This window comes from Haloarcula onubensis (genome assembly GCF_031624605.1).
Lineage (GTDB): Archaea > Halobacteriota > Halobacteria > Halobacteriales > Haloarculaceae > Haloarcula > Haloarcula onubensis.
Map to the genome: position 1 here is coordinate 209,665 of NZ_JAMQOS010000001.1, position 12,525 is coordinate 222,189.

The 12,525-nt window shown below is 68.6% G+C and carries 11 protein-coding genes; 8 read left to right on the plus strand and 3 right to left on the minus strand.

Annotated elements, in window-relative coordinates; translation table 11 throughout:
* Positions 1-22: 22 nt before the first annotated feature.
* From NDI86_RS01160 to NDI86_RS01175, 4 genes are all read left to right on the plus strand, one after another.
* On the plus strand, positions 23-2,575 hold the full coding sequence (locus tag NDI86_RS01160) for a GcvT family protein (RefSeq protein WP_310898555.1): 2,553 nt from the start codon (positions 23-25) through the stop codon (positions 2,573-2,575).
* 51 nt (positions 2,576-2,626) lie between these two features.
* Complete coding sequence (gene ilvA / locus NDI86_RS01165) at positions 2,627-3,871, plus strand: threonine ammonia-lyase (RefSeq protein WP_310898556.1); 1,245 nt, start codon at positions 2,627-2,629, stop codon at positions 3,869-3,871.
* A 74-nt stretch (positions 3,872-3,945) separates the two neighbouring features.
* The gene (locus NDI86_RS01170) at positions 3,946-4,389 is read left to right on the plus strand and encodes a universal stress protein (protein ID WP_310898557.1); all 444 of its coding nucleotides are present in this window, start codon (positions 3,946-3,948) and stop codon (positions 4,387-4,389) included.
* A gap of 347 nt (positions 4,390-4,736) precedes the next feature.
* Positions 4,737-6,506 (plus strand): BCCT family transporter, encoded by a 1,770-nt coding sequence (locus NDI86_RS01175; RefSeq protein ID WP_310898558.1) that lies wholly within the window; start codon positions 4,737-4,739, stop codon positions 6,504-6,506.
* Between the two features lie 51 nt (positions 6,507-6,557).
* Here the strand turns inward: NDI86_RS01175 and NDI86_RS01180 are convergent, their stop codons facing one another.
* The gene (locus tag NDI86_RS01180) at positions 6,558-7,151 is read right to left on the minus strand and encodes a hypothetical protein (RefSeq protein WP_310898559.1); all 594 of its coding nucleotides are present in this window, start codon (positions 7,149-7,151) and stop codon (positions 6,558-6,560) included.
* Between the two features lie 105 nt (positions 7,152-7,256).
* On the opposite strand from NDI86_RS01180, the gene NDI86_RS01185 reads away from it, so the two are divergent.
* The 3 genes from NDI86_RS01185 (at position 7,257) to NDI86_RS01195 (ending at position 8,591) form a co-directional block, all read left to right on the plus strand.
* Positions 7,257-7,679: a TFIIB-type zinc ribbon-containing protein gene (locus NDI86_RS01185; RefSeq protein ID WP_310898560.1), complete on the plus strand. Its 423-nt coding sequence runs from the start codon at positions 7,257-7,259 to the stop codon at positions 7,677-7,679.
* A gap of 5 nt (positions 7,680-7,684) precedes the next feature.
* Positions 7,685-7,897 (plus strand): hypothetical protein, encoded by a 213-nt coding sequence (locus tag NDI86_RS01190; RefSeq protein WP_310898561.1) that lies wholly within the window; start codon positions 7,685-7,687, stop codon positions 7,895-7,897.
* A 121-nt stretch (positions 7,898-8,018) separates the two neighbouring features.
* Positions 8,019-8,591, plus strand: a complete 573-nt coding sequence (locus tag NDI86_RS01195; RefSeq protein WP_310898562.1) for a cyclodeaminase/cyclohydrolase family protein — start codon at positions 8,019-8,021, stop codon at positions 8,589-8,591.
* Here the strand turns inward: NDI86_RS01195 and NDI86_RS01200 are convergent.
* Together NDI86_RS01200 and folP are read right to left on the minus strand one after the other, a co-directional pair.
* A complete protein-coding gene (locus tag NDI86_RS01200; RefSeq protein WP_310898563.1) occupies positions 8,585-8,800 on the minus strand; it encodes a hypothetical protein in 216 nt (71 codons plus the stop codon). The two genes, NDI86_RS01195 and NDI86_RS01200, sit on opposite strands and share 7 nt — an antisense overlap.
* A gap of 44 nt (positions 8,801-8,844) precedes the next feature.
* The gene (gene folP, locus NDI86_RS01205) at positions 8,845-11,226 is read right to left on the minus strand and encodes a dihydropteroate synthase (RefSeq protein WP_310898564.1); all 2,382 of its coding nucleotides are present in this window, start codon (positions 11,224-11,226) and stop codon (positions 8,845-8,847) included.
* An 87-nt stretch (positions 11,227-11,313) separates the two neighbouring features.
* Between folP and NDI86_RS01210 the strand changes: the two genes are divergently transcribed.
* Positions 11,314-12,510, plus strand: coding sequence for an alanyl-tRNA editing protein (locus NDI86_RS01210; RefSeq protein ID WP_310898565.1), 1,197 nt, complete (start codon positions 11,314-11,316; stop codon positions 12,508-12,510).
* Positions 12,511-12,525 lie beyond the last annotated feature (15 nt).

Sequence of the window (12,525 nt, forward strand, 5' to 3'; positions counted from 1 at the left end):
GAAGCACTCCGAAGTGTGAGATATGAGTACGAGTGACCCACCAGAACGGACGGAGACGGTCGTCATCGGTGCCGGGGCCGTCGGGTGCAGCGTCGCCTACCACTTGACGGAACTGGGCGCCGAGGACGTGACCGTTATCGACCAGGGCCCGCTGCCCGTCACCGGGGGGTCGTCGGTCCACGCGCCGGGCATCATGTTCCAGACGTCGCCATCGAAGATACAGACCAAGGCCGCCCACTACACCAGCCGCCTCCTCTCCGACGCGGGGGTCTACGACGAGGTGGGCGGCATCGAACTCGCTCGCAGCGAGGAGCGCATGGACTTCCTGCGCCGGCGGGTCGAGTGGGCCACGTCCTACGGGCTGCCCGAACCGGAACTGCTCTCGCCCGAGGAGGTGACCGAACACCTGCCGATGGTGAACGAAGACGAGATTCTGGGCGGCTACTACTCGCCGACCGACGGCCGCGTCGACGGCATCGCCGCCCTGCAGTGGTACATGCAGGAGTCGTCGGCCGACTTCTACGGCGACACGCAGGTGACCGACCTGGACGTCGAGGGCGGCGAGGTCAACGCCGTCGTCACCGACCGCGGGCGCATCGACTGTGACCGCTGCGTGATGGCGACGAACAACTGGGGGTACCAGACCGGTCAACTGGCCGGCCTCGACCTCCCAATCGCGCCCGTCGAGCACCAGTACGTCGTCACCGAGCCGATGGAAGAGCTGTCCGACGAGGAGACGGCCGTCGGCGACAACACCACCGGGCTGGACGTGCCCGGCGACCGCGACATCGCGGAGTACATGAGCGAGGGGCCGACCAGGCCGGTCGGGCGCGACCAGGACAACTCGCTGTACTTCCGGAACCACGGCGACGCGCTGGGGATGGGGTCGTACAACCACGAGACGCTGTCGGTCGACCCCGACGACATGGGGGAAAACAGCGAGGAGCGCCAGGCCTCCGTGCGAGGGTTCACCGAGGAACACTGGACGAAGCCCACCCATCGCAACCGCGAGAAGTCGGCCAAGCAGGCCTTCGACGAACTGCTGCCGGCCACCGAGGACCAGGAGTACGCCGTCACCGAGAACGGCATCTTCGTGTTCACGCCCGACGGGATGCCCGCCGTCGGGCCGACGGCGGCCGTCGACGGCCTCTGGAGCGGCCTCGCCATCTGGTGGACTCACTCCGGCGGCTACGGCCGCATCCTCGCCGAGTGGATGGAGAACGGCGTCCCGCGCCTGCCCTCGGGACCGGTCGACACCGGCGGCATCCACGTCCAGCGGTTCGAGCCCCACGCCGGCGAGAAGGACTTCTTCGTCGACCGCGGCGCGAAACGCTACGAGCAGGTCTATAGCATCGTCGAACCGCGCTGGCAGCCCGACGACCACCGCACCCTCCGGACGAGTCCGTTCTACCACCAGCAGCAGGAACTGGGCGCCGAGTTCTACCAGAGCGGCGGCTGGGAGTCCCCGCAGTACTACGAGGAAAACGCCGACCTCGTCGAGCGCTACGCGGACCGGATACCCGAACAGGACGGCTGGCAGGGCATCAACCGCTCGCCCATCGAGGCGGCCGAACATCTGCACACCCGCGAGAACGTGTCGATGTTCGACATGACCACGTTCAGCTCCATCATGGTGGAGGGCAGCGACGCCGAGGCGTTCCTCCAGCGGGTCTGTAGCAACGACGTGGAGATAGACGTGGGCCAGGTGCGGTACTCGCTGCTGCTGAACGAGGGCGGCGGCATTCTCGCGGATATTACGGTCGTCCGACTGGACGACGACGAGTACATGGTCACCACCGGCGGGGGCAACTCCCCGCAGATTCACGGCAACTGGCTCAAAGAACACGCTCCCGAGACGGTCTCGGTGACCGTCGAGGAGGGCGGCAAGACGACAATCGGGCTCTGGGGGCCCAAGTCGCGACTCTTGCTCCAGCGCTGTACCGACGCCGACGTCTCCAACAGCGGCTTCCCGTACTTCCGGGCCAAGCAAATCTACGTCGGCGAAGTGCCGGTCATCGCCCTGCGCGTGTCCTACGTCGGCGAACTCGGCTGGGAGCTGTGGGCCCCCACCGAGTACGGCCAGAAGCTCTGGGAGACCCTCTGGGAGGAGGGCCAAGACTTAGACGTGCGGCCGATGGGCGGCGGCGCGCTGAGTTCGATGCGCCTAGAGAAGGGGTACCGGCTCTGGGGGACCGACATCGACACGGACTCGAACCCGCTGGAGGCCGGGCTGCCCTTCGCCGTCGACATGGACACCGATTTCATCGGGAAGGAGGCGCTCCAAGCGGCCAAGGATGCTGGCATCGACAACCGCATCACGCCGCTGACCCTGGACGACTCGACAGATATCATGCTCTCGGGCCGTCCCGTCCTCAAAGATGGGGAGGCCATCGGTTACGTCCAGGCCGGCGACTTCGGCTACTCCATCGGCGAGTCCATCGCCTACACGTACGTCCCGGACGAGTACGCCGAGGCGGGCACGTCGGTGCAAGTCCAGTGTGAGGGCGAGACGTACGACGCGACCATCCGGGACGAGCCGCTGTTCGACCCCGGTCGGGACAAGATACTCCGATGAGCCGTCGGCACAGCCAGCCTATCGAACGCGGTTGAACCGCGACACAGACACATGACTACGAGCGAATCCCAGGAACTACCCGTCACGTACGCCGACATCGAACGCGCCCGCGAACGACTGGACGACGACAGCGTCGTCAAGCAGACCCCCATCGAGCGGAGTTCGTCGCTCGACGAGTTCGTCGGCGGCGAGGTGTACCTGAAGATGGAACACCTCCAGTGGACGGGGTCGTTCAAGACCAGAGGGGCCTACAACAAGATACGACAGGACGTCGACCGGGGCGTCGAGAACTTCGTCGCCGCCAGCGCCGGCAACCACGCCCAGGGCGTCGCGCTCGCGGCGACGACCTGTGGGGCCGACTCGACCATCTTCATGCCGAAAGACGCCCCGCAGGCGAAAGTCGACGCCACCCGCGGCTACGGCGCGACGGTCGAACTCGTCGGGAAGGACTTCCAGGAGACGATGGGGCGGGCCAAGGAGGCCGTCGAGGACACCGACGCCGAGTTCGTCCACGCCTACGACGACCTCGACATCATCGCCGGGCAGGGGACGCTGGGCACGGAGATGTACCACGACCTGCCGGACGTGGACACCGTGGTCGTCCCCATCGGCGGCGGCGGGCTGATGAGCGGCGTCTCGACGGCCATCAAGCACCTCTCGCCGGAGACCCGCGTCGTCGGCGTCCAGGCCACCGGCGCCGAGACGGTCCACGAGAGCCTCGACAAGGGGATGCCGGTGACCTTAGACGAGGTCAACACCATCGCCGACGGCATCGCGACGGGCGGCATCTCCGAGACGACGCTGCGAATCATGGAGCAAAACGTCGACGAGGTGGTCACGGTCACGGACACGGAAATCGCGCGGGCCATCCTCCTGCTGATGGAGCGGGCCAAGCAGGTCGTCGAGGGGGCCGGTGCGGCCTCGGTGGCCGCTATCCTCTCTGCGGACCTGGACGTCACCGACGAGACGGTGATGCCGCTGCTCTGTGGCGGGAACCTCGATATGACACAGCTCCGGGAGGTGCTCATCCACGCGATGACGCGGCGCCAGCAACTGCTGAGCCTGCGGGTCCGCATCGACGACCACCCCGGCGTGATGGAGGAGATATCGGGCATCATCGCCGACCAGGGCGCGAACATCCACGACGTGCGCCACGAGCGCTCGGTCCACGACCTCGACATCGGCGAGGCGTACCTCGTCTTCGACGTCGAGACCAGCGGCGCCGAGCACGCACAGGCTATCATCGACGCCGTTCGTGCGGCCGACTACCCCGTCGACGACATCGACCCGGGGTAGCGCCGTGGCCCGTTCGCCCTCGTGTGGGAAAATTATATGCCGTCAGTCGTGGAAATCTGTGTGTATCGCTCACAATGTACGAGCATATGCTGATTCCCTACGACGGGAGCAAAGAGTCGACGAAAGGAGCAACGCACGGACTCGAACTCGCGGCCGAACTGGGCTCGACGGTCCACGGGCTCTACGTCATCGACCTCCCCGGTGCACCACGGGCGATGGCGCTGCGGGACGACGAAGAAGACCTCCGTGCGGAGTACCGGGAGCACGGCGAACGGGAGCTGGCCGCGCTGGCCGAGCTCGCGGCCGACCACGGCGTCGAGTTCGAACACCACATGCGAACCGGGTCACCGAGCGACGAAATCGTCGACTTCGCCGACGAGGAGGGGATGGACGTCGTCGTGATGGGGTCGGCCTATCGCGGCAAACTGGGGAACTTACTCGGCGGGACGACCGACCGGGTCGTCCGCTCCTCGAAGGTCCCGGTCATCACGAAGCGAATGGAGCTAGAGGACGTGTGAACCCGGCCGAGAGACGGGGCAACCACCGAAACACGAACTATCAATAGAATGATTGGTTCGGCGAAATCGGGCGAGGGCTGCGAGTTGTCCCGCAACAGCCTCGGATTCCGAGTAAACTTTATTGTAGTCTAATCAGAAACTGCGTGTGAGGTTGTATAGCACGCAGGAGAGGCGTACCACTGACCAGGCGCACTGACGGGGAGGCTCGTCACGCGGGGGTACAGCGCGACGAACGAAAACGGGTTCGCTCACACTCGCCGTGTCGGCGGGGGACGAACCGCTCGCGGAGCAGAGAACGACAATGATACGACGCGGACACACAGCGCGCTACCGACTAGGAGTAACGTATGTCAGGAAGTGATGATACCGCCGGCGAGATGTCGGACGGGCTCCAGGTGGAGCTGTTCCATCCGGAGTCCGACAGAGAGCCGGGGGACACGAACTGGCAGAAGTACGGGTTCGACGTCCACCCCGTCGTGTTCCCGGTCGCACTGGCGATTATCGCACTGTTCATCGCAGTCACCATCCTGCTCGGCGACACGGCGTCGGAGGCGTACACGTGGCTGTTCAACACCATCGGCAGCACCTTCGGCTGGTTCTACCTGCTGGCGGTGAACGTCTTCATCGTCGTCTTGCTGTTCTTCGCGTTCAGCAAATACGGGAAGATAAAGATAGGTGGCGTCGAGGCCGAGAAGGAGTTCAGTGACTTCTCCTGGATGGCGATGCTGTTCAGCGCCGGCATGGGTATCGGGCTCATGTTCTTCAGCGTCACTGAGCCGATGTTCTACTTCAACACCCCGCCGAGTTTCTTCGGTGCCGAGGCCGGCACCGGGGGCGCGGCGGCGGCCGCCATGGCACAGACGTTCTTCCACTGGGGTTTCCACCCGTGGGCCGTCTACGGCCTCGTCGGCCTCGGCCTGGCCTTCTTCTCGTTCAACCGCGGGCTCCCGCTCACGTTCCGGTCGATATTCTGGCCCCTGCTGGGCGAGCGCATCTACGGCTGGCCGGGCCACATTATCGACCTCGTGACGGTGTTTGCGACCCTGTTCGGGCTGTCGACCTCGCTCGGACTGGGCGTCGCACAGGTCAACAGCGGGCTCAGCTACGTCTTCGGTGAGGGGATGCTGGGCATCGCGAACATCCCGACTGGAACGGGGCCACAGGTGCTGCTCATCGTCGGCATCACCCTCATCGCGACCGCGTCGGTCGCGGCGGGGCTCGACGGCGGCGTCAAGCGCCTGAGCACCGTCAACCTCTACCTGATGTTCGCGCTGCTCGGGTTCCTCCTCGTCGTGGGCCCGACCGTGTTCATCCTGAGCGCGTGGGTCGAGGGCATCGGCGCGTACTTCCAGAACATGCTCGGCCTCAGCTTCTTCACCGGCACGCTCGGCGCGGCCGAGAACGGCACGCCGACAGCGTGGACGGTGTTCTACTGGGGCTGGTGGATCGCGTGGTCGCCGTTCGTCGGGATGTTCATCGCACGCATCTCGAAGGGGCGGTCCGTCCGGGAGTTCGTCATGGGCGTCCTCTTCCTCCCGGCGCTGTTCTCGACGCTCTGGCTGTCGACCTTCGGCGGCAGCGCGCTGAACAGCGCACTGGGCGGGGGCGCGGTCCAGCAGCAGTACACCGAACTCGGCTACGGCGCCTTCGAGACGCTGGGGATGTTCATCACGCTGAACCAGTACCCGCTGGGCGTCGTCTCGGGGCTGCTGGCGACGCTGCTGGTCATCACCTTCTTCGTCACGTCCTCGGACTCGGGGTCGCTGGTCGTCGACCACCTGACCTCGGGCGGCAAGCACGACGTGCCCAAGACCCAGCGCATCTTCTGGGCGCTCACCGAGGGCGCCGTCGCCTCCATCCTCCTCATCGGTGGCGGCCTGACGGCCCTGCAGACGGCGGCCATCACGACCGGGTTGCCGTTCGCGGTCATCCTCACACTGATGTGTTACACCGTCTATCTGGGGCTCAACAACGAGTACCAGATACTGGAGTCCGAGGAGTTCGCCGAGACCATCGCGGACCTCTCGGAGCGGGACGACGTCGACGTGGTCACAGGGAGCGGCGAGATGGTGACCGACGTCAGCGAGCGCGACGACTCCGCGAGCAGCACCGACTGACCGGACTCTGCGGACAGCGTCCCGTCAGTGTTCTCCGATTTCTCGCACCGACTAGCCGGCCCGCTCGGTCTCGACCGTGCGTTCGGCGTGGAACCAGCGCCGGACCGCCCCGCCGAGGCCGAATGCCGCGACGAGTACCCAGACGGCCAGCCCGCCGGCGGTCGGCAGCACCAGCCACCCGACGGCGCTGAGCACGGCGCCGACGACCAGCCCGTAGCTCGGGCGCCGCTGACCCTGCACGCCAGTCAGCAGCGTCCCGACGACGAGGAAGCCGAAGGCGGTCAGCGAGACGACGACCCCGACGAGCAAGAGCGTCACGAGCCGGCCAAGCAGCGTGTTCGCCACGCCGAGTCGGGCCAGCTGATTGAGGCCGTACAGCCCCACGACGAGCGCGAGGACGTACGCGAGCAGGCCGTAGGGGACGGCGCTGTACGGTCGGTCGACGAGGTCGTCCAGCGAGCGGTGCACCCGCGGCTCAGCGCGGCGAAGCGCCAGCCCGCCAAAGAGAACCACGAGCAGGAACGACCCGACGGCTTTCACCGGACCGGGGAGGGAACCGAGGGTCGTCACGTCGATTTGCTGTGCCGCTGTCCCGCCGGGGCCCGCGAGCGCCGTGGCCGCCTGGCGGACGACAGTGACTGTCATGGCTGGCTTTCCGCCGGACGCGTGGAAAAGGTATCGCCGGTCCAGCGCCCCGCTACCGGGGTCGTCCGCGGGCAATTTATACAGATATGGCACGTACTACGGGACGTGACTGGCCGGCTCGGACGTCTCGTCGCGAAACTCAAGTGGGTCGGCGAGAAGGTCGTGGCGCCGCTCCGGCGGGGCGAGGGCCCCAACAAGTTCCGCCTGTCGAGCGTGGACACGGCGACGACGACCTACGAGGGCGACACCGGGTGGGCCAGGCGACCGCCGGCGACGGTGGCGTGTGACCGCTGTGGGAGCGAGATATTCCAGCACAACGCCCACGACGACATCGACTGTCCGCGCTGTGTCGCCGAGTACGACCCCGAGGCCTTCGGCGACCTCGAACTGCTGTCGATGACCTGTCCGGTCTGCCGGAGTCCCATGGCGCAGGGCCGGCGCCACCCCGAGCAGTTCGATATCCCGCAGTGGGCCACCTGCGAGCAGTGCCGGTACCACTGGGAGTACGAGCACTCCTACGACGGGTAGGCCCGATGCACAGACTATTGGGGGAGGGGAGCGATTGTGGGGACGAACGGATGGTCGAACTGCTTCCGACGGCGCTGGCCGTCCTGGCGGTCGCGCTCATCGGCACCGCGCTCGTGGCGATGACCGTCGGGAACCTCCAGGCCGCCGGCTTCTGCTTCCTGGGTGCGAGCCTCGTCATCTACTTCCGCGAGACGCGCTACGGGGCCCGGGCGGCGTAGCGGTGCGAGGGGAATCGCTTAACTCCGACCGCCCGGTACGGTCGCCCATGACAGGGTTCAGTGCCGACCGCCGGCCGACGAGCCGTCCAGACCGGAACCGAGCGGCCGCGGGGGACCGACCGTGACGTACGCCGAGCGGTCCGTCGACGGGTTCCTCTCCGGGGTAGCCTCCGCACAGGTCGCCCCGAGCGCCGGCGCCGTCACCGCCGTCACCGGCGCGATGGCCGCGTCGCTCTGTGAGATGGTCTGTCTCCACACGAGCGAGTCGGAGCGGACGGAGCGCCTCGCCGACGCACAAGCGGCTATCAGGGACCGCCGCGACCTGCTGCTGGCGCTGGCCGACGAGGACGGGGCGGCGGTAGACGAGGTCCAGACCGCCTTCGAAGAGCGGCGCTACGACGGCCACGAGCAGGCCGCCCTCCGGACGGCGACGGAGATACCGCTGCGAATCGCCGAGGCGGCACAGGTCGTGGCCCATCGGGCCGTCGTCGTCGCCGAGGACGGGACGGCGAACGCGCAGGCCGACGCGGTCGTGGGCGCGATGCTCGCGCGGGCCGCGGTCACGTCGGCGGCGTCCATCGTCCGGGCCAACCTCGACCTGTTAGACGACGAATCGTTCGAGCGCAACGTGCGGGCCCGCACCGAGGCCGCCGAGACGACGGCCGACGAGGCGGTCGCTGCGGTCCGTCAGTAGAACTTCCACTCGTCGTCGTCCTCGCCCTCGCTGACGCCGTCCTCCTCCGGTCGCTCGTCGGGCCACTCGACGCCGCCGTTGTAGCTCTTGTAGGCGAAGCTGCCGAGCGCGACGAGCATGAGCAACAGGACGACCGCTCCGGCGCCGACGACGACCTGTGAGAACGCCTCCGTGAGTCCGCCGAACTGGAGCCACTGGAACGCGTACATACGGGCAGTTGCGCCGCCAGCGTGAAAGTAGTGTGCGCCGACGGTCACCGGGTCGCGTCGACGCTCTGTACGACCGCGTCGTTCTCGGCGACGTCGTGGACCCGGACCACGTCGGCGCCCCGTTCGGCCGCCATGGCCGTGACCGCAAGCGTCGGCGGGAGGCGGTCGCCGCTCGGCCCGGTCACGTCCGCGAACATCGACTTCCGGGAGTGCCCGACCATCGTCCCACAGCCCAGCGCCTCGAACTCGGGGAGGCGGTCGACCAGTTCGAACGACTCGTCGGCGTCTTTCCCGAAGCCACAGCCCGGGTCGACGAGTATCTGCTCGCGCTCGATACCGGCCCGCTGGGCGAGCAACACCTGCTCGGAGAGCTCCCGGAGCACGTCGTCGACCACGTCGTCGTACGTCCGCGTGCGGTCCGGGTCGACCGGGGCCGAGAGGCTGTGCATGAGCACGAGCGCGGCGTCGTGGTCGGCGACGACGAAGCGCATCTCGGGGTCCGACAGGCCCGAGACGTCGTTGACGATGTCGGCGCCCGCCGACAGCGCCGCGTCGGCGACGGCGGCCTTGCGCGTGTCGACGGAGACGGGCACGTCGAGGTCCGCGAGCGCCTCGACGACGGGGACGACGCGGTCGATTTCCTCGGCGACGGAGACGGGGTCGGCGCCCGGTCGCGTGCTCTCGCCGCCCACGTCGATGACGTCCGCGCCCGCCGCGACCATCTCTTCGGCGCGGGCGACGGCGGCCGCGAAGTCGTCGTGCTCGCCGCCGTCGTGGAAACTGTCGGGCGTGACGTTCAGAATCCCCATCACGGCCGGACCGTCGGTGTCGAGGGGGTCGGGCGGGCCGTCGATGGTTCGCCGAATCCGGCCGGCGACGTGTGAGAGCCCGTGGCCGTCCGCTTCGAGGGCGTCGGCCAGCGCGGCGAGCTGGTGTGCGGTCCCGGAGAGCACCGTCGCGACGAACTTCCCGGGCGCGTCGGCCGCCGAGCGGTGACAGTCGCCACCCGCGGCCTCGAACCGTCGGGCGACCCGCTCGGCCTGGTCCGGGCGGAGGAACGCCTGCAGGACGTGGTGGTCGATGTCGGCGCCGGCCGCGTCGGGGAACGACTCCACGTCGAGCGCGTCCCGCTCGCTCGCGGCGTGGCCGCCGGCTTTGGGCACGACCAGCCGCGTCCAGCGGTCGCGGGCCTCGGCGACGGCGTACAGCGACCCGGTGACGAGTACGAAGTCGTCCGCGTCGGCGTCCGCGAGCGCGCGCTCCGTCGCTTCGGGGACCGAGGGGACGCGGCTCACCTCGGCCGCGTTCCCCTCGAAGGCGGCCGCGAGCGTGTCGAGGTCCGCCGCGCGGTCGAGCCCCGGTCTGGCGAGATAGGCGGTGTCGACCGGCGGCAGCGCCTCGGCCATCGCCGCGTGGTCCTTATCGGCCATCGCGCCGAACACCACACGGAGGTCGCCGTAGTCGAAGCGGTCGAGCACGTCGGCCAGCGTCGCCATCGCGCCGGGGTTGTGCGAGCCGTCCAGCACCGCCGTCGGGTCGCTGTCGAGTATCTCGAACCGGCCCGGGAGCGTCGCCTGCCGGAGCCCCGCCGCGATATCCCGCGTGTCGACGCCGGCGACCTGTCGGGCCAGCGTCGCGGCGACGCCGGCGTTCTCGGCCTGGTGCTGGCCCAGCAACTGGAGGTTCGTCTCCAGGGCCCAGTCGGGGCCGGTGAGCGACACCTCGCTCTCGATGGCACAGCGCATCCCGTTCTCGACGGCGACCACGTCGGCGTCGGCCGGGCCGACGGTCACTACGTCCGTCTCCGTCCGGATGGCGTCCAGAGCGTCGCCGGTGGCGGCGGTGACCAGCGGGGCGTCTTCCGGTGCGACCTGGGCCTTGTCGCGGGCTATCTCCGCGACGGTGTCGCCAAGCAGTTCGGTGTGTTCCAGCGAGACGCTGGTGACGGCGCTCGCCACGGGGGAGACGGCGCTGGTCGCGTCGTATCGGCCGCCGATACCGACCTCCAGGACGGCGACGTCGACGTCCTCGCGCCCGAAGTGGTCGACGGCCATGGCCGTCACGACCTCGAAGTGGGTCGGCATGTCGTCCTCGGCCGCGAGGCGGTCGAGACAGGGGTCGATGCGCTCGACGAAGTCGATTACCCGGGCTTTCGGGACGGAGACGCCGTTGACCTGCACCTGTTCCCGAAACCCGTTGAGCCCCGGCGAGGTGAACACGCCCACGTCGAGGCCGGCGGCACGGAGGACCTGTGCCAGCAGCCGGGACGTGCTGCCTTTCCCGTTCGACCCCGCCACCTGGACGCAGTCGACGCCCGCCTGCGGGTCCCCGAGGTGGGACAGCATCCGCGCCGTCGTCTCGGTCCCCAGTTTGGGCCGGCGCCGCTGTAGGGACTCCAGGTAGTCGGCGGCTTCGTGGTACTGCATACCACATATCCCCGGCGCGCGCCTGATTAAGCTATCGCCACCGCCGCCGGCGCGGGGTTTATTGGAGTCCGACGCCACCCCGGGGACATGCCCGACGCGCCGACGAACCACGCTGCCGGGGAACCGTACGTGAGAAGCTTCGAGGCGACGGTCCGCGCCGTCGACGGCCGGGACGTGACGCTCGCGGAGACGTACTTCTACGCCGAGGGTGGCGGGCAGCCCGCCGACCGCGGGACCGTCGGCGGCCACGAGGTGGTCGACGTCCAGAAACGCGACGGCGTGACCGTCCACACGCTCGCCGAGGCGCCCGGTTTCGAGGCGGGCGAGACCGTCGCGGGCGAGGTCGACGACGCGTTCCGCACGTACAGCATGCGAGCGCATACGGCCAGTCACGTCGTCTACGGCGCGGGCCGGCGGCTGTTCGACCCGGACGGCTACGGGGGGTTCGACATCGGCGAGGACAGCGTCCGCCTCGACTTCGTGGTCGAGGGCGACGCGGACGACGTCGACGCGCTCGACGTCCAGCGCCTCGCCAACGAGGCCGTCTGGGACGACCGCGCCGTCGAGTGGACGGAGTCGGACGCCGACGAGGCCCGGGCCGACGCCGATATCGTGTTCAACCTCCGGGACGACGCTCACCCGACGGAGACGGTCCGCATCGTCGAGATAGACGGCTGGGACATCTCGGCCTGCGGGGGCACGCACGTCGCCCGTACCAGCGAAATCGGGCCCATCGAGGTGCTCGACGTCTCGAACCCCGGCGCGGACCTGGTCCGGGTCGAGTACGCCGTCGGGCCGACGGCCATCGAGCGACAGGTCGCGAAGACCCGCGCCGCGACTCGCGCGGCCGAGACCCTCGATACGAGCGTCGAGGGGCTGCCGGAGCGGGCCGCGGGCGTGGTGTCGGAGAACGCGGAACTGAAGGCGGCGCTGACCGAGTGCCGGGAGGAGTTGCTGGACGCCCGTGTCGACAGTCTCGCGGCGGACGCCGTCGCCCGGAACGGCGAGGAGTGGGTGGTCGGCACCGTCGACGGCGTCGGGCCCAACACCGTCTCGGACCGCCTCGCCGACCGCGAGACGGACGCCGACGTGGTCGTGCTGGCCGGCCGCGACGGGGCGACGTTCGTCGTCGTCGCGACCGACGGCGAGACCGACGCGAACGACGTTATCGGTGACGTCACCGACGAGTTCGGTGGCGGTGGCGGCGGCCAGCCGACCCTCGCACAGGGCGGTGGCCTCGACGCCGAGCCCGGAGCCGTCGTCGACTACCTCCGGTCGGAGTGAGGGTCCCACGACGTT